We start from the raw sequence: 18,040 nt of genomic DNA, 5'->3' as shown, positions 1-18,040 counted from the left end.
AATGGTTTGGAAAAGTTATTGTCAAAATAGATAAATTTTATCCTTCAAGCCAATTTTGTCATATTTGTGGGTATAAAAATACCGAAGTAAAAAACTTAAATGTTAGAAAGTGGAATTGTCCTAAATGTAAAACACATCACGATAGAGATGTAAATGCAGCTATAAATATTAGAGATGAAGGATTAAGAATATTAAACATAGCATAAATAATATATACAAGAACCGTAGGAACTATGGGGATAGCTCGGAGATACTGTATTCGTTAGAATACTTGACCGAGAACTCCGCGACTTTAGTCGTGGGAGGTTCAGAGAGAATGTAATGAAATCATCAGTGAAACATATGAAAATGAATTGATAAAATACATTCAAGCCATTATGCCAAATATGCAAGGTGTAGTAATGAGCGATTATGGCAGTGGAACAATTACTCCTAAAATTCGCGATACGATTTTGTTTTTAAGTAAAAAATATAATATACCATCTATTGTCGATTCTCGATATGCTATTTTTGATTTTGTAGGCACAGATTATGTAAAGCAAAATGATGCGGAATTAGCTAGTGCTGTAGGCTATAAAATAGATAATGAAGATAACTTATATAAAGCAGCACAGGAATTTTTAATAAAGATGCAAGCTAAGGGTATTTTAGTCACACGTGGAGAAAAAGGTATGACCTTATTTGAAGCAAATGGTGATGTGCATAATATTCCCGTATCTGATAAATCAGAAGTTTTTGATGTGTCAGGAGCAGGTGATACATGTGTAGCAACTTTTATCACAGCATTAGCTACAGGTGCTATGCCAAGTCAAGCTGCAGAGTTGTCTAATTTTGCTTCTGGTATTGCTGTGCGTAAGATGGGAACAGCAACTGTTTCTGATGAAGAGCTAATTGCTGTATTGAAAAAATAATATTGAAGATAGGATTTTAAAGATGATTATAGATATACAAGATATTGAAAAGTTTTGTGAAATCTTGCGTAAAGGTAATAAAACCATAGCACTTACTAATGGTACTTTTGACTTAGTGCATGCAGGTCATGTTCGTTATTTAAATGAAGCGAGCAAATTGGCAGATTATTTAATTTTAGGATTAAATAGTGATCAATCAGTAAAACAGTATAAATCAGATAAAAGACCGATTGTACCGCAAAATGAACGAGCAGAGGTTGTTGATAGTTTAAAAGCTGTAGACTATGTAGTTATATTTGATGAAACTACAGCAGATAATTTGATCAGTAAAGTAAAGCCAGATATTTATGTAAAAGGTGGAGATTATACAGAAGAATCATTACCTGAAACAACTACAGTAAAAAAATATGGCGGAAAAATCAAATTTATAAAAGTAGTAGAAGGATGTTCTACCACAAATATAATACAAAAAATATTAGATATATATTAATTAGATAATTTAAAGATATGCTACATTTTTAGATAATTTAAAGATGTAGCTTTTCTTTTTGTGCTTAAAATAGTAAATAAGTATTTACTATTTAAAAAAATATTGGTAAAATCAAATAATAGAAAAATATATTAGTAAAAATTTTTAAATTATATTTTCGATAGATAAAAGTAATGAGGTTTTTATGAATATTTTAATTGTAAAACTAAGTGCGATAGGAGATGTGATTCATGCATTACCTGTGGCATATGTTTTAAAAAAGAAGTATCCTGATGCACATATTACCTGGGTGGTGGAACCTACAGCATATGAATTAGTGAAGCATAATCCATGTGTAGATGAAGTGATTATTTTCCATAAAAAGGCGTTTAAATCATGGACAGGTTTTAAAGAAAATTATCGACCATTTGCTAATTTATTACGACAACGAAAGTATGATATATCCATAGATTTGCAGGGCTTGTTTAAATCGGCAGCTGTAGTGTTTACTGCTAAAGCAAAGACAAAGATAGGTTATGTAGATATGCGAGAAGGCAGTAATTTAATTAGTAAACGCATAGTGGGCAATCATAAAAATGGACATATTGTCGATAGATATTTAGATACGGTAAAATATTTAGGTTGTAATACGGAAGATGTAGTGTTTCCCCTAGTGAATACACAAGAAGAAATAGATTTTGTAGATGATTTACTGATTAAAGAGAATATATTAAATCAAAAATTTATAATTTTTGCAGTGGGTACTAATTGGATAAATAAATGTTGGTCAGTTGAAAATTTTGCTAAACTAAGTGATTTATTATCGCAATATAAAATAAAAGTGGTATTGATCGGTTTTGGCAAAAATGATGAACAAAAAGCACAAGCTATTATGAATTTAGCTAGAGCAAATAATATTGTAAATTTTGTGGGAAAAACGAGTTTGATGCAGACAGCAAGAATTATTAAATTAGCAAAAGCTGTTATTGGTGGAGATACAGGAAATCTTCATTTGGCGGCTGCATTAAATATTCCTGCAATTATGCTTATGGGGCCGACAGATCCTAATAGAAATGGTCCATATAGACAGATGGAAAATGTGATTTTAGCAGGTCATGAATGTGATGGTTGTTGGAAGCGTACTTGTGCTAAAAATATAGATTGTTTAGCAAGTATAAAACCAAATCAAGTAATAGAAAAATTAAAACGAATCGAGTTGTTAAAAGATGAGTGAAAAATATCCTATAGATTTTGTAGTTACTTGGGTTGATGGTAATGATCCAGTATGGCAAGCTGAAAAAGCAAAATATAGTCCTAATAAAAATGCGGATAATCGAAATGTGCGTTTTCGTGATTGGGATAATATGCAATATTGGTTTAGAGCTGTAGAAAAATTTGCACCATGGGTAAATAAAGTACATTTTGTAACTTATGGTCATCTGCCTAAGTGGTTAAATACAAATAATCCTAAATTAAATATAGCAAAACACAGTGATTTTATTCCTAAAGAATATTTGCCTACATTTAGTTCTCAACCTATAGAATTAAATTTGCATCGAATAAAAGGTTTAGCAGAGAGATTTGTTTATTTTAACGATGATATGTTTTTGCTAAGACCAGTAAAAAGAGAATTGTTTTTTGCAGGTAAAGATTGTTTACCAACGGATTTTGCTATAACTAGTACAATTAGTACTACTACTAAAGAAGATATGATGCCATTTATAAAATTAAATTGTGTAACTATTTTAAATGGACATTTTGATAAAAAAGAACAGATGAAAAAACATTTTAGTAAATGGGTAAATTTAGCTTATGGCTGGAATGCTTTGCGTAATTTAATTTTTTATGGACAACATAGATTTAAAGGATTTGCAAATAATCATTTAGCATTTTCTTTTTTGAAGAGTGAATATGAAGATATTTGGGAAAAAGAATATGAAGCTTTGGCGGATACATCATCACATAAATTTAGAAGTAAATTGGATTTAGATAATTGGCTTATTCGCTATTGGCAGTTAACTAGAGGTAATTTTTATCCAATAGGAAGACATGTAAAAGGAAAAGTTTATGAGATTTATAATGGTGTAGAACAAAATCAAGAATTATTTAAGGTTATAGAAAATCAAACAATGCCTATGATTTGTATAAATGATAATGATAATGTAGATTTTGAGCCAATGAAAGAACGTATTAAACAGGCATTTGATAAAATTTTACCTGAAAAATCTAGCTTTGAAAAATAATAAAAAATAAAGAACTAAATTTATCATAAATTTAGTTCTTTATTTTCTGGTCAGTGAAAAAGAGTCTACTAATCCAATTTTATTATATTTAATGAAAATGAATTTTAAATGAATATATATTTAAATTTTTGTAAAGGATGGTATTGATGGTGTATATAAATAAATATATGTATAAAACTTATTATATTTTAATTGGTTTAATGATTTTTTTATTGCCGCAGGCATTTATCTTGCCTATAGAATATAGTTATGAAAATCATTTATTAGAAAATACAGAGGTTTGTATATTAGGCATTGGTTTAATAACAATGTTTTATAAAATAATGAAGATTAATATAAAAAAAGTTAAAAATTTTTATTTAGCTTGTGGCATCTTTTATATGGTTATGATTACCAGAGAATTGAGTTTTGGCAGAGTATTTTATCCTATTGGCATAGATAAAAATGGTGAACAAGTTTTTGTTAATATTCATCAGTTATGGTATGGTTCAATAGTGTATCCTATAATTACGATATTAGTTTTATTAGCTATAGTTTTAATGGTGAAAACATATAAATACATACAAAAAGAAAGAATTATTTGTAGTATACCGAAATATAGTATTCGTTTATTTATTATTATGTTAATACTTAGTCAAGTTGTGTTTGAAAAGAATTTAATTGTTTTTTTAGCAGATTATGGTCAATTATTAGAAGAATGTACAGAAATATTAGCTTATTGTTCTTTAGTGTGTTTTACTTACGATATATCATTTAAACATAAATAGAGTAAAAAGAAAATAAAGAAGGAATGAAGATGTTAAATTTTGAATTTAGATGTACAAGATCTTTATTTTGTTTAGGCATTTTAACTATTATTTTTATTGCTTTAGCATTTGTATTACCTATAGAATATAGTTATGAAAATCATTTCTTGGAAAACTTAGAAATTGTAATTTTATTTTGCGGAATTGTAGTTTGTGTAAATAAAATAAGAGATTTTATCTTATATGATAGTATAAAATTTTATATAGCTTCAATAATAATTTATATATTGATGATTGGTAGAGAATTGAGTTGGGGTCGTGTATTTTATCCTATGGGAATGGATAATAATGGAGAGCAGATTTTTATTAAAGTTCAAGATTTATGGTATAGTCCGGTAGTTTATCCTATCATTGGTATATTAACGTTAATCGCACTTATTTTATTGGGTATTTATTTTTATCAAAGTAGACAACAAAGGATTTGTTGGCATATTCCAGCAGGAGAATTTTTACTTTTTATAGTGATGAGTATATTAAGTCAATGTGTATTTGATAGAGGTCTAGTGCAATTTGGTGATTATAATCAATTATTAGAGGAAAGTTGTGAAATTATAGCATATATATCACTTGTTTTTTGTACATATGATATTTCTTTTAAAAGAAGATATATTCATATAAGATATTTTCGATTTAGATAAAGAAAGAGCCTTAAGAATTTTTTATTCTTAAGGCCCTTTTTTATTTAAATTTATTTTTTAAATGTTTAAATTGTCGTTCCCATTTTCGCATAGCAACAAAAATAATATGAATAGAGCTTACTTTTAATTTAAATTCCCACATTTTTTGATGTGAAGGAATGGGAATACGTGGAAGTGCAAAAAGATCAATATGCCAAAGCGGTACATTTTCAAAAATGGCAAAGGCCATTTTATAATTTGCTTTTTTTGCTGTATTTATTACTTGTTGATTAAAAAAACCATATGGGTAACAAAGGTAATCCATAGATTTATCCAGTAGTTTTTCAAATTTTGTTTTGGTATCAATTATTTCTAAATTTAAATTTTCCTCATTACATTGAGTTAGAAAAGGATGATTGGCAGTATGAGGTTGAATATCTAGATTGTGATTGAGCCAGGATTTTAATTCAGTTAAATTCATCGTAAGCGTTTCTTGTTTGCCGAAATTCTCCCATTTGTTAGGCTTGCCGATCCAATTGTAAATAGGGAAGACTACAGCAGTCATATTGTATTTTTTTAATAGAGGCAAGGCTTCAGTATAATTATCTTGATAGCCATCATCGAAAGTCAATAAAATAGGATTTTTAGGTAATTTAGTCTTGTTTATATAGTGATTATATAATTGTTCTGGTGTAATAGTGTGATAGTTATGTTTGGATAAATATTCTAGTTGTTCGGCAAATTTTTCTTTGGGTAGAGCATTTCTATCACCAGGAATATCAGCTATACGATGATACATTAAGATTGGTACATAATTTTTAAATTTTAAATATATGATAAAAAATATACATAAAATAATCAATAATAGTATAAGCATAATAATTTTTCCTAACATTAGATATAGTGTATAATAATATATTATACGAATATGGAGAAGATATTCAATAAATTTTTGAGGATAGATTTTATGAAAAAATTTTTAGTTATTAATACATCTTTTTTTGGAGATACTTTACTTACTAATCCCTTATGTAGAAATATAAAAATATTATATCCAGAATCACATATAACTTTTATTGTAAATAAACCATTTGTAGAAGTAGCAACTTATTGTGATGGTGTAGATGAAGTTGTAGCTTATGATAAAAAAGGAAAACATCATGGTATAAAAGGTGCATGGCTTTTTTATCAAGAATATAAAGAAAAATTTAAATTAGGTTTTGAAGCGGCTTTTGTTATTTATGGTAATGAACGAGGTATTGTTTTAGCAAAATTATTTGGTGCTAAAAAAGTATATGCTGAAAATAAAGGTTTGATAAATTGTTTATTAGATAATCCTAGAGAAATAGATTATCATGGAAAAACAAAGGTGCAAACTAAAAATAGTATTTTATTAGAACAGTATACAAAAAAAGCTATTAGGGAAGTGCCTATGAAATTTGCACCACCTGAGTCGGCTTATGATGATGTTGAAGCATTATTAGAAGGATTAAATATAGAAAACAATGATAAATTAATAGCAATATGTACTACATCTAAAAAAAAGGAAAAAGATATGCCGTTAAAAGATTGTAAATCTTTGATACAGGCATTGAAAAAAGAAGGATATACTTTGCTATTATTAGGTGCAGGAGCTGTAGCAAGAGAGTATGGGGAAGAATTATATAAAATAGCAAAAAATGATTTTATAAATTTAGTAGATAAAACAACTATTGCACAACTTGGAGCATTATTAGCAAATTGTAAAGCTTTGATCAGTGTAGATACAGGAACGATGCACTTGGGTTTGGCGGTAGATGTACCTACAGTTTGTTTATTTTATATTCATACAAAAGCTCACTTAGATGCGTGGGCACCAGAAAAATCTTTATATCGTTGTGATGTATTAACAGAAAATATTAAAGTAGAAAATATTATTAGTTCTTTAAAGAAAATTATGGAGTAATTTTGTATGAAAAATATTTTGTTATTAGTGCCTCGATTGAATATAGGAGGTGCTGAATCCTATGTGGCTTTAGTTGCACGTAGTTTAAAGATGTTAGGATATAATGTTTTTATTGCTTCTGGTGGTGGAGCGTTAGCAAATGAATTACAACAAGAAGGTATAAAGCATTTTTTCTTACCAATTAGGTTGAGCAAATTTATATCAGGATTATTGTTAAAACATATTATAACTAAATATAAAATAGAATTAATACATGCAAATTCTGAAGCTGCTGGAATTGTAGCAGTAAAAACGAGAAATAAATACAATTTAAATATACCTATAGTTTACACAGCTCATGGTGTTTTGCCAGCAAAAGTAAAAGATATTATAAATCAAGTGGATAAGATTATTGCTGTAAGTGAGTTTTCTAGGAAATCTGCAATAAAAGAAGGTTTTTTAGCTGAAAAAATACAAGTTGTATATAACGGTGTAGATATTGAAAAATTTAAGCCAAATAGACAAAATAAAAATTTATTACGAAAAAGATATAATATACCACAAGAGGCTTTTACTATGATTATAGTTTCGCGTATTAAAAATTTGCGAAATAAAGGACATCAGCATTTACTTGATGTATTGAAAATTTATGAAGTTAGTAAAAAATGGCATCTTGTAGTAATTGGTAAAGGAAAAGGTTTCAGTGATTTAAAGAAAAAAATAAAAGAATATCATTTACAAGATAGAGTACATTTATTAGGTCATAAGACAGATGTGGAAAATTATATAGATATAGCAGATGTAATGGTTTTACCATCATATTTTGAAACATTTGGATTAGTTTTGGCTGAAGGGATGGCAATGCAAAAGCCAGCTATAGCTTTTAATGTTGGTGGCATTAGTGAAGTTATAAGTGATAAAGAAACAGGATTTCTTGTAAAATATAATGATGATGATGATTTAGTAAATAAGATAAATATATTAGCTCAAGATAAAGATTTATGTAGCAAAATGGGAATAAATGCAAGGAAAAAAGTAGAAAAAGATTTTGCTAATCAAATAATGATAAAAAAAATTATAGAAATATATAATAATATTTGTGATAATAGATAAATTTCATGGGATGTGAATTTAGTGAAAAAGATTTTAAGTATTGTATCTGGAAATCCATCAGGTTCACTTAATATTGCAATAGATATAAGTAATTATTTAAAAACTAGAGGTTATGAAGTTATTGATATTTTTCGTAAATATAATAATACAGATTTAAAAGGTATTATTGTTATAAAAGATAAATTTACTATAGACTATATATTATCTTTAGGTGAATTTATTAGACATAGTAAACCAGATTTAATTATCGTTCATGGATATAGTACACATATTTGGACTAAATTAGCATTAGTATATGCTAAAATACCAGTTAAATTAATACATGTAGAACATAATACAGAGAAATATACACCATTTAGACGTTATTTAACACGAAAATTAGATAAGTATACAAATAAATATATTTGTGTATCAAAGGGTGTAGCTAATCACTTGATTAAGCAAGGTATAGATAAATCAAAGGTAGAAGTAATTTATAATGGTATTGATATACAAAGTTTTGATTTACCAAAGGAAAAGCACGACATTTTCACAGTAGGAATGGTTGCTCGTTTCAGTAAACAAAAAGATCAGATGACTTTGATTAAAGCAATAGAGTATTTAATTAAAGAAAAAAATGAAAAAATTAATTTGTTATTAATGGGCATAGGAAAGACTAGAAAAAAATGTGAAAAGTATATTTCTGAACATAATTTAGATAATAATATAAAAATAATAGAAGGCAATTTTAAAGATTTAATAGTAAAAACAGATTTATTTGTATTGGCTACACATTATGAGGGGTTACCATTAGTATTATGTGAAGCAATGGCTTCAAAAACACCAATAATAGCAACTGATGTTCCAGGTGTAAATGAAATTGTATTAAATGAAAAAACGGGATTATTAGTAAAAGAAAATGAAGTATCAGATTTGGCTAATAATATATTAAGAATGAAAAATGATGAAAATATAAGAGAATTTTTTAGTGAAAAAGCATATAGATTTATTAATGAAGAGTTTAATCTAGAACTTATGTATAAAAACTATGAAAAAAGGATAGAATTTATGATATGAAATATTTAACGATTTTTACACCTACATATAATAGGTCTAACTTATTGTTACATTTATATAAATCTTTATGTGAACAAATAAATAAAGATTTTTTATGGTTGATAATAGATGATGGTTCAAAAGATAATACTAAAGAATTAGTAGATATATGGAAAAAAGAAAATAAAAATACAATATATATATCAAAAAAATTCAGGAAAACATGTGGCACATAATAAAGCAGTGGAATTATGTAATACTGAATTATTTGTATGTGTAGACTCTGATGATATATTAACAAATAATGCAGTGGAAATAATTATTAATTATTGGAAAAATGATAGAAATAAGAACGTTGATTTTGTAGCATATTGTTCAAGAAGGGGAGATTTATTAGGAAATCCAACAGGAAAACGATGGATTGATGATGAAAGAAAAATATCATTTTTTGATTTATATGAAAAACATAAATATAGAGGAGAGTTAGTTTTAATATGGATAACAAAAATATTAAAACAATATAGTTTTCCTATATTTGAATATGAAAAATTTGTTACAGAAAATGTGCTATATTATCAAATTTCGTATGATAAGCCTGTTAAATTAATAAATGATGTATTTTATTTGTTTGAATATAAACCAGATGGATATACAAAACAAGGTGAAAGATTATATTATAAAAATCCTTATGGATATGCGATATATCGTTATCAAGTAGGTTATTTGTCTTTAAATTTATTAAAAAAATTAGATGGATAGCTAGATATAAAGGATGGATAAAAGCTTTTAATTTAAATAAAATTTTAATAGAAAATGAATTAAAAAAAATGAATTTAAATAAAACAAATTTAATTATTAATTTATTAAGTGAATTATATGCATTGTCATATAAAAAAGAATATAGTAAAAAAAGGATTGAATACAAAAAATGATATCAGTTATTATGCCTTTATATAATAATGAAAAATATGTAATAGAAGCAATTCAATCAGTTATTAATCAAACCTATGAAGATTGGGAGCTTATTATAATAAATGATGCTTCAACAGATAATAGTAAATTTATAGTGCAGAAATTTTTAGAAGAAGAAAAAGATAATAGATTAATTTTTATAGATTTAAAAGAAAATAAAGGAGTATCTTTTGCACGAAATTTAGGAATGAGAAAAGCAAAGGGAGAATATATTTCTTTTTTAGATAGTGATGATTTTTGGGATAAAGAGTTTTTAAAATTATCATATTTAAAGCTGAAAGAAAATTATAAATTTGTATATACTAATTTTTATTGTTTATATGAAAGTAATAAATTAAAAAAATCATATTGTTGTAATAAAAATGGGTATTTGAATGATTTTATTAGTAATGCAAAGAGTAGATATGAATTTATATTTCCTTTTTGTGTAGGATGTGTTGTAATAGAAAAAAGTTTACTAGAAATATATAAAATTAATTTTCCAGAAAAACAATTTTTATTTGAAGATGTATTATTTTTTGCAGAATTATTATGTATAACAAAAAGTGGTTTTGTAGAGAATACCATGGCATATTATCGACAACATAAAGAATCTAAAACACATGAAAAGTATACATCGGAGTATTATCTACAAGAATTAATATATTTAAATAGCTTATTAATTTTTATAGATAAAATATTAAAACGTGAGATTAGTGGTAATATGAAGAAAGTAATTTATTATCGTACATATAGAATAATATGGCGTATTATAAAATCTGGCGATGTAGATAGAGGTATAGAGCTTATTAAGAAATATAGAAAGAGATTAAAAAAATTTGGAAATATAAAAGATTTTAAATGGAATGATAGGTTGAAGTGTAAAATATTTTTATTAAATAATAAATTTTTATTAAATTTATTAAAGAATATTTAAAATAAGGAGCAAAGTATATTGAATAACAGATTAAGATATATAGAAGATAGTATTTTTTATGTAATGATAGGATACATTTTTACTATAATTTTTGAAATAAAAGAAATAACAGATACGTTATTAGTATTAATGATTATTTTATCAGGAATAAATATTTATTATAAAAAAATATCTTTAAAAGATTTACCAAATTGGATAAAATGGGCATTAGGAAGTATGATAATTAGTTCTATAATATTAATTTTTTTTAGCCCAGAAATAAGTGAATCATTTAAAGATGTAAAGGTAATGATAAAACAGATAATACCAGTTTTAATGATTTTTTATTTTATTAATGATAAGAAAAAAATAAAAATAATATTTTTTTCTTTTTTAGTTACAGTTTTTTTTGAAATTGGTTATGCATTATTGAATAATTTAGATAAAATTTATAATGCCTTATATAATAATATGCCATTCAGATTAGAAGGATATAGTTTAGATGGTTATAGAGCCAATTTTATGGAATTTTCAATGAAAATACAATTATTTTTAGTTTGTATATATATAATGCTTTTAAGCTTAAAAAATAATAAGTGGAAGTATATATTAAGTGGTGCACTAAGCTTGGGATTAATAGCATTGTTTTTTAATAATACTAGAATGGCATGGCTAATTATAAGTTTTATGTTTATTGTGTTGACTAGTTGTAAAATACAAAATATGAAAAAATTAATCATAGTATTTGGTTTGATTATGGTTTTATTTAGTGGATTAATTTATAGTCAACAATGGGTACAAGAACGAATAGAAAATACTATTCATATGAGAGATGGTTCTAGTCAACTACATTATATGTTTGTGCAGGATTCATTAGTTATGATAAAAGAAAAGCCAATAGTAGGTTGGGGAATAGGACAATTCTATAAAGAATATAATGAAAGTTTTAGATCGGAAAAAACAAATTATTTAATAAAAAAATATAATGATCCAACGCCAGTCCCTCATCCGCATAATAATATTATAATGATTGGTGTAGAGAGAGGTTTTATTGGAATATTTATTTATATTTTTTCTTTTGGTTGTTTTCTGTGGTACAGTATTAAAGATTGGATTAAATATAAGAGTATATCAGGTTTGATGTTTTTTTCAGTAACATTATGTGTAGTATTACATGGCTTTAGTGAATATAGTATAGGATTTAGAGGAATTATGCAGTTTTATTATTGTTTATTAGGTATGTATTTAGTTTATCGAAAATATGAAATTGAAGATAGGAATATGTAATGAATATAGTAAGAGAGAAAATTATATACGGAAATAAAAATGCAAATAGAAATGATTTTCATATTGTTTTTGGTATAGATGATGATTTTGTTAGACCATTAGGTGTATTAATGACATCTATTATAGAAAATAACAAAAATGAAAATATAGTATTTCATATAATTAGTAAATATATAAGTGAAAAGAATAGAAAAATAATAAATCAGTTTGCAATGGTAAATAATATTGCTATAAATATATATGTTATAGATAAAGATATATTTGAAAATTTACCTAAAACAGAATATATTAGTCGTGCAACATATAATAGGTTTTTAATACCAAATATTTTAAAAGATATAACAGATAAGGTATTATATTTAGATGCAGATATTATATGTCTTAATAGTATCAAGTTATTAAAAAAAATTAATATAGATAATAATATTGTAGGGGTAGTAGAAGAAGCTAATAAATATGTAAAAAAACAACAAATAAAAGAATTAAAACTTAAATTTAATAAATATTTCAATGCGGGAGTTATGTATATAAATATAAAAAATTGGATGAAATATGATGTTAATAATAAAATATTAAATGTATTAAAAAGTAAAAAAAAATTTATGTTTAATGATCAAGACATATTAAATATTGTTTTAGAAAACAAATGCACATATATAGATAAAGTATATAATTATGGATTTGATGTTAGATATAAACCTAATAGATATGTATATAATTTACCAGAAAATATTATTTTTTTACATTATGTAGGTAAATTTAAACCATGGCAAAAATGGTGTATGCATCCAGTAAAAAATTTTTTTGAGAAATATTCAAGTATTTCTTTATGGAAAGATGTACCATTAGATGAACCTAAGACATATAAACAAATGAAACATATGGGTAAATCGTATAGTATATATAATAAAAAAATAAAAGCTATATATTGGTATTTAAAATATGCTATTTATAAAATAAAAAGTAAATTATAGGGGAAATAAATTATGAAAAATTTATTTGTAGTAAATACGCCATACCATTTATTAACTTGTTTTATTCTATCTCATAGTATCTTTAAAAAAGATGATAATTATTTAGCATTAATGCATCCTCATGGATATGAGAAATGGAAAATAAATAAATTAATGACATATATGTCAACTATAAAATGTGGATATAAACAAGTCTTTTTATTATTAGATTGGTTATCTAGTAAAAATAAAAAAGAATCTTATCGTAAACAAGCCAATTATGTAAAAGAAAATATTAAACCTTTAAATATCGATAAAGTTTTTATTGGTGTAGATATATCTCCTGTAAATCAATTATTAGTAATGGCTGTTGGGAAAAATCAATTTTATCGTTTTGAAGATGGTATGTATTCTTATTTTAATGAAAATCGCCGTCGGAAAAAAAGTCATGCTATATTTCATAAAATAAAAACTTACCTATTAAAATTTGCTTCTAACATACATGGAAATATGTTCATCAATACTGAAGCAGAAGGAGAAAATCCTGCTGGTATTGCTGATTATGTGTATCATCCAAAGCTTTTACGAAGAAAATCACCTAATACTAGAGAAATATCAATATCTATGATACAAGAAGCTATACAAGACTTAAATATAAAAAACATATTACCCACACAGTTTCAAAAAAATAGTATTTTATATTTAAGTCAACCAATGGTAGAAATGGGAAAATTTACTTTAAAAGAAGAAGCTCATTGCTTAAAAAATATAATTAATTCTGTTGACAAAGATGCTATTTTATATTATAAACCACATCCTCATGATAATCCTGAAAAACTTTCCTATTATAAAAATAACTTTAAACAATTAAAAATATATGAAGGTATTGAACCTGCAGAATTATTATTTGTAGATAATCCTCATTTAAAAGCAGTAATAAGCTACCAGTCATCAGCTTTAATGAATGTAAATAAATTTTCTAATAATAAAATTAAAGCTATTAGTTTATCTGATATTTTTAAAACACCAATTTATCCAACATATAAAGAAATTATGCAACAAGCAGATATATCTTTTCCTAAAAAAACTGATGAAATTTTTAATTAATCTATAATATTATATTTTATTAAGCATAATATTAACGATATTTTTCTTTTCAATGATAAGTTGCTTTTTAATAATACTTTTATTTTCGGATATATTACTTGCGTATATATATCCTTTTTTATTTCTTTATTATTATTTGAAACTATATCTATATATCTCAAAGCACTTTTATATGCTCTATATAATAGAATATTAGCTTCAATACTATTAGGCAATAAACATTCATATTGTATCGCTCTAATTACGCGAGACTCCACAAAATCTCTTTTAAATTGAATATTTTTTTGTCTTTTTGAAGATAAACTATCTTCTCTTTTTCTATAAAAATATAATGCTTCTGGTATAACTGTAATTTTTCTTGCCTTAGATAATATTGCTATTACTATATATCCATCTTCACATCTTCTTCCAACAGGAAATCTTACATTTTTAAATATTTCTCTTTTATACAATCTATTCCAAACAAAAGCTTCTAAATGATATAAATTAAATAAATCTTTAGCAAATAAATGATTTATCACATATTCCTTTTGTTCTGGAAATAAATTATGTTTTTGTATCATTTGATTTGTAATATATATATTATAATCACACCAAACAATATCTGATTTTGATTTTATAATATTATTATACAAAACCTCGTACATATTTAAACTTATAAAATCGTCTGAATCAATAAATGATATATATTCTCCTGTCGCATTTAATAACCCTATATTCCTTGCATCACTTAATCCTCCATTATTTTTATTTATCAATTTAATACGATTATCCATGCATTTATACTGTTCACAAATACTTCCTGATTTATCTGTAGAACCATCATTTACCAATATGATTTCTAAATTTTTATACGTTTGATTTATTATACTGTCTAAACATTGTTTCAAATATTTCTCTACATTATATATTGGTACAATAACACTTATTTTTTCCATAATATTTCTCCCTTTTATTATCAACAATCTATATTCATTATTTCTTTATGTTTTTTATAATTCATTTTACGTAGATATTACATATAAAACTACAATATTTCTCATAACGATATGATATAATAATATAATCAATTATACAAGAAATTTTATATTATTATCATAAATAGAAAGAGGTACACAAAATAATGAAAGCTGTTTTTTTTGATGTAGATGGTACATTAATTGAAGGCACACATCCTGATTATCGTTATATAAGACCAAAAGTTTCTGAAGCTATCCGCAAACTTCAAGAGCAAGGTCATTATGTATTTATTGCTAGTGGTCGCTTACTTGCTTTTCTTGATGAAAAGATAAGAAATTTTGGTTTATATTCCTATAGATAATATAAATATTTTTATAAGAAATGAGATGAATGTTTTGTAAAAATATAGATTATAAGAAGAACTTAAAGTATTAATAATTAAAAGATGGTGATATATTATGGCAAGTTGTTCAATTTATCAACTTAACGCGGAAGTGAAAGGTTATAAACCAAGAATGTGGCGTCGTTTTCAAGTTTCAGAAGATATTACTTTAGCAAGGTTAGCATATATTATTATGACTCTTTTTGAAATGAGAGCTAATCATTTGTTTGATTTTGAAATTAGGATTAATTTGAATAAATCTAAATTAATAAAAGAATTAGGAAGAAAAAATATAGAGATATCAAGAAAATCTTTATTAAAGATAATAAAGATAGGATTACCTGATAGTCAAACTAATGAATTAGATGAAAGCATTTATGACTTTAATATTTTTGAAGTGAAGATGAAACAACTTATTACACCAGATATGCCTAAAATTAAATTTAGATATGATTTTGGTGATAATTGGGAAATAAATGTAAAATTAGAAAAAATTATCATAGATGAAGTATTATCGAAAAAGGGTTTACCACGTGTGTTAAAAGGTAAAGGATATGGTATTATTGAAGATTGTGGTGGTGTCGATGGATTAAAAAGCATTGCTGAAGCCTATAGTGAAAAAAGTGGTGAAGAATATGAAAATTATTGTGAATGGTTATTGGATGATGATATAGATTTAGTATCCTTTGATATAGAAGATATGAATAATAGATTGAAAAAAATTCCAAGAATTTATGAAAAACTTTATGAAGATGGAATATATCCTACAGAGAAAGAAATAGAATTGATTGAAAGAAATTATTAAAATAAAGGCAGAATTTTTTAGTAATGAGATTTTTTAGTAATGAGGTATGTTATGAAAGCCGTATTTTTTGATGTTGATGGAACTTTGATTGAAGGTACACATCCAGATTATCGTTATATGCGTGAAAATGTACAAAAAGCAATTCGTAAATTACAAGAGCAAGGTCATTATGTATTTATTGCTAGTGGTCGTTCACTTGCCTTTCTTGATGAAAAGATAAGAAATTTTGGTTTCGATGGTTATGTATTGCTCAATGGTGCCGTTATATTTTTTCATGATAAAATTATTTATAAATCAGCACTTGAAAAATCTTTTGTAGAAAAGCTCACAACTATTTGTGATGAACATGATATGCAATATAGTCTTCAAGGTGATATGCATACTTATGTAGATAAAAATTTTGCTTATTTAATACATCGTTTAGGGCAATATGGAATTTTTGCCGATCAATTGACCTTCGATTATGATAAAAACGCTATAAATGTTTATAAATTAGAAATAGATTCACCTAGACATGAAGATAGAAAATATATCATAGAGAATTTGCCTAAAGATATAACTTATGTTGAGGATATGAATCACAATTATTGTCATTTAGAAGTTTATGCAAAAGTAAATTCTAAAGCTACAGGTGCTTTAAAGGTATTAGAATTGTTGAATATAGATATAAAAGATAGCTATGCTTTTGGTGATGGAGATAATGATGTAGAGATTTTATCTACAGTGGGAACGGGAATGGCAATGGCTAATGGTAGTGTAAAAGCGAGAAATAGTGCTAAAATAGTAGTGCCATCAGTTTTTGAAGATGGTGTAGCCTATGGTATTGAAAACTATATTTTAGATAAATAGGAATTTTTTTATTTAACTAGAATAAGATAGAGAGTATATATTTTATTAATAAATTTTTTTAGAAAAGAGGGATAATATGTTTAAATTGGTGAAATTCTTAGTGATAGTATGTTGTTTTGTAGCGATTAGTGGGTTAAATTTAGCTGTATCTTTTGCTCAAAATCCTAATTTCAATCAAGTTTTATATTGGGACAATTATAGTTTTAGTATCAAAGAAGATGGAGATAAACTCATAATAAAACCTAAAAATTTAGCTATTGTAAATCGCAAGGAAGTTCATGATATCGTAGGATATACTGTAAATGATGTACAGATAGCTGATTTAAATGATGATGGTTATCCCGAAGTTTTAGTTTATTTAACAAATGATGGTAGTGGGAGTTATGGCAATTTAATAGGTTATTCTTCTAATAATGGTAAATCCATGAGCCAGATAGCATTATCACCTATTGAAGATATGAAAGCTTTAGCAAAATATTATCGTGGTCATGATTATATGCAGGTAAAAGGCAATGTATTTACAAGAACATTTCCACTTTATTTAGAAGATGATACAAATGCTAATCCGACTGGTGGCATTTGTGAAATTCAATATAAATTAGTTGATGGTGAAGCTTGCCGAATTTTAAAACCTGTTAAATACACTATTTATAATATTGTAGACGAAAAAGTAATGAAATAATAGACATTTTGTCAAAAAATAATAAAAGAT

20 protein-coding genes and 1 pseudogene are annotated in these 18,040 nt (G+C 25.4%); 19 read left to right on the top strand and 2 right to left on the bottom strand.

What is annotated here, in order from left to right:
- The 7 genes from Q5I67_RS08415 to Q5I67_RS08385 form a co-directional block, all read left to right on the top strand.
- Positions 1-206, top strand: a 206-nt coding sequence (locus tag Q5I67_RS08415) for a zinc ribbon domain-containing protein (protein ID WP_302487031.1), incomplete at its 5' end; no start/stop codon positions are given.
- A gap of 171 nt (positions 207-377) precedes the next feature.
- Positions 378-911: a bifunctional heptose 7-phosphate kinase/heptose 1-phosphate adenyltransferase gene (locus Q5I67_RS08410; RefSeq protein WP_302487030.1), complete on the top strand. Its 534-nt coding sequence runs from the start codon at positions 378-380 to the stop codon at positions 909-911.
- 22 nt (positions 912-933) lie between these two features.
- Positions 934-1,401, top strand: a complete 468-nt coding sequence (gene rfaE2 / locus Q5I67_RS08405; RefSeq protein ID WP_302487029.1) for a D-glycero-beta-D-manno-heptose 1-phosphate adenylyltransferase — start codon at positions 934-936, stop codon at positions 1,399-1,401.
- Between the two features lie 184 nt (positions 1,402-1,585).
- Positions 1,586-2,614, top strand: coding sequence for a lipopolysaccharide heptosyltransferase I (gene waaC, locus Q5I67_RS08400; RefSeq protein WP_302487028.1), 1,029 nt, complete (start codon positions 1,586-1,588; stop codon positions 2,612-2,614).
- Positions 2,607-3,623 carry a Stealth CR1 domain-containing protein gene (locus Q5I67_RS08395; protein ID WP_296897122.1) on the top strand — a complete coding sequence of 339 codons (1,017 nt, stop codon included), beginning with the start codon at positions 2,607-2,609 and terminating at the stop codon, positions 3,621-3,623. Before waaC ends, Q5I67_RS08395 begins: the two co-directional genes overlap by 8 nt.
- Before the next feature lie 146 nt (positions 3,624-3,769).
- A complete protein-coding gene (locus Q5I67_RS08390; protein WP_302487027.1) occupies positions 3,770-4,390 on the top strand; it encodes a hypothetical protein in 621 nt (206 codons plus the stop codon).
- Between the two features lie 29 nt (positions 4,391-4,419).
- The gene (locus Q5I67_RS08385) at positions 4,420-5,067 is read left to right on the top strand and encodes a hypothetical protein (RefSeq protein WP_296897118.1); all 648 of its coding nucleotides are present in this window, start codon (positions 4,420-4,422) and stop codon (positions 5,065-5,067) included.
- Between the two features lie 40 nt (positions 5,068-5,107).
- Here the strand turns inward: Q5I67_RS08385 and Q5I67_RS08380 are convergent, their stop codons facing one another.
- On the bottom strand, positions 5,108-5,923 hold the full coding sequence (locus Q5I67_RS08380; protein WP_302487026.1) for a polysaccharide deacetylase family protein: 816 nt from the start codon (positions 5,921-5,923) through the stop codon (positions 5,108-5,110).
- Positions 5,924-6,013: 90 nt separating this feature from the next.
- On the opposite strand from Q5I67_RS08380, the gene Q5I67_RS08375 reads away from it, so the two are divergent.
- The 8 genes and pseudogenes from Q5I67_RS08375 to Q5I67_RS08335 all read left to right on the top strand — a co-directional run bounded on the left by Q5I67_RS08375 (position 6,014) and on the right by Q5I67_RS08335 (position 14,332).
- On the top strand, positions 6,014-6,991 hold the full coding sequence (locus tag Q5I67_RS08375; RefSeq protein ID WP_302487025.1) for a glycosyltransferase family 9 protein: 978 nt from the start codon (positions 6,014-6,016) through the stop codon (positions 6,989-6,991).
- A gap of 6 nt (positions 6,992-6,997) precedes the next feature.
- Complete coding sequence (locus Q5I67_RS08370) at positions 6,998-8,083, top strand: glycosyltransferase family 4 protein (RefSeq protein ID WP_302487024.1); 1,086 nt, start codon at positions 6,998-7,000, stop codon at positions 8,081-8,083.
- A 21-nt stretch (positions 8,084-8,104) separates the two neighbouring features.
- Positions 8,105-9,139, top strand: coding sequence for a glycosyltransferase family 4 protein (locus Q5I67_RS08365; RefSeq protein ID WP_302487023.1), 1,035 nt, complete (start codon positions 8,105-8,107; stop codon positions 9,137-9,139).
- Positions 9,136-9,877 (top strand): annotated as a pseudogene (locus Q5I67_RS08355) (glycosyltransferase family 2 protein). Before Q5I67_RS08365 ends, Q5I67_RS08355 begins: the two are co-directional and overlap by 4 nt.
- A 169-nt stretch (positions 9,878-10,046) precedes the next feature.
- Positions 10,047-11,006 (top strand): glycosyltransferase family 2 protein, encoded by a 960-nt coding sequence (locus tag Q5I67_RS08350; RefSeq protein WP_302487020.1) that lies wholly within the window; start codon positions 10,047-10,049, stop codon positions 11,004-11,006.
- 18 nt (positions 11,007-11,024) lie between these two features.
- The gene (locus Q5I67_RS08345; RefSeq protein ID WP_302487019.1) at positions 11,025-12,272 is read left to right on the top strand and encodes an O-antigen ligase; all 1,248 of its coding nucleotides are present in this window, start codon (positions 11,025-11,027) and stop codon (positions 12,270-12,272) included.
- Entirely contained in the window at positions 12,272-13,246 is a 975-nt protein-coding gene (locus Q5I67_RS08340) for a glycosyltransferase family 8 protein (protein WP_302487018.1), read from the top strand. The genes Q5I67_RS08345 and Q5I67_RS08340 overlap by 1 nt, the downstream gene beginning before the upstream one ends.
- Before the next feature lie 12 nt (positions 13,247-13,258).
- Positions 13,259-14,332: a glycosyltransferase family 52 gene (locus Q5I67_RS08335; protein ID WP_302487017.1), complete on the top strand. Its 1,074-nt coding sequence runs from the start codon at positions 13,259-13,261 to the stop codon at positions 14,330-14,332.
- Here Q5I67_RS08335 and Q5I67_RS08330 read toward each other — a convergent pair.
- Entirely contained in the window at positions 14,329-15,270 is a 942-nt protein-coding gene (locus tag Q5I67_RS08330) for a glycosyltransferase family 2 protein (protein ID WP_204935259.1), read from the bottom strand. The two genes, Q5I67_RS08335 and Q5I67_RS08330, sit on opposite strands and share 4 nt — an antisense overlap.
- Before the next feature lie 185 nt (positions 15,271-15,455).
- On the opposite strand from Q5I67_RS08330, the gene Q5I67_RS08325 reads away from it, so the two are divergent.
- The 4 genes from Q5I67_RS08325 (at position 15,456) to Q5I67_RS08310 (ending at position 18,010) form a co-directional block, all read left to right on the top strand.
- A complete protein-coding gene (locus Q5I67_RS08325; RefSeq protein WP_302487016.1) occupies positions 15,456-15,653 on the top strand; it encodes an HAD hydrolase family protein in 198 nt (65 codons plus the stop codon).
- Between the two features lie 97 nt (positions 15,654-15,750).
- Positions 15,751-16,479, top strand: coding sequence for a plasmid pRiA4b ORF-3 family protein (locus Q5I67_RS08320; RefSeq protein WP_115152139.1), 729 nt, complete (start codon positions 15,751-15,753; stop codon positions 16,477-16,479).
- 51 nt (positions 16,480-16,530) lie between these two features.
- The gene (locus Q5I67_RS08315) at positions 16,531-17,328 is read left to right on the top strand and encodes a Cof-type HAD-IIB family hydrolase (protein WP_302487015.1); all 798 of its coding nucleotides are present in this window, start codon (positions 16,531-16,533) and stop codon (positions 17,326-17,328) included.
- Between the two features lie 76 nt (positions 17,329-17,404).
- A complete protein-coding gene (locus tag Q5I67_RS08310) occupies positions 17,405-18,010 on the top strand; it encodes a hypothetical protein (RefSeq protein ID WP_296897984.1) in 606 nt (201 codons plus the stop codon).
- Positions 18,011-18,040: the final 30 nt, after the last annotated feature.

Origin of the sequence: uncultured Megamonas sp., from assembly GCF_958438645.1 — a bacterium.
Taxonomy (GTDB): domain Bacteria; phylum Bacillota; class Negativicutes; order Selenomonadales; family Selenomonadaceae; genus Megamonas.
This window is presented reverse-complemented; position numbering and strand designations above follow the sequence as displayed.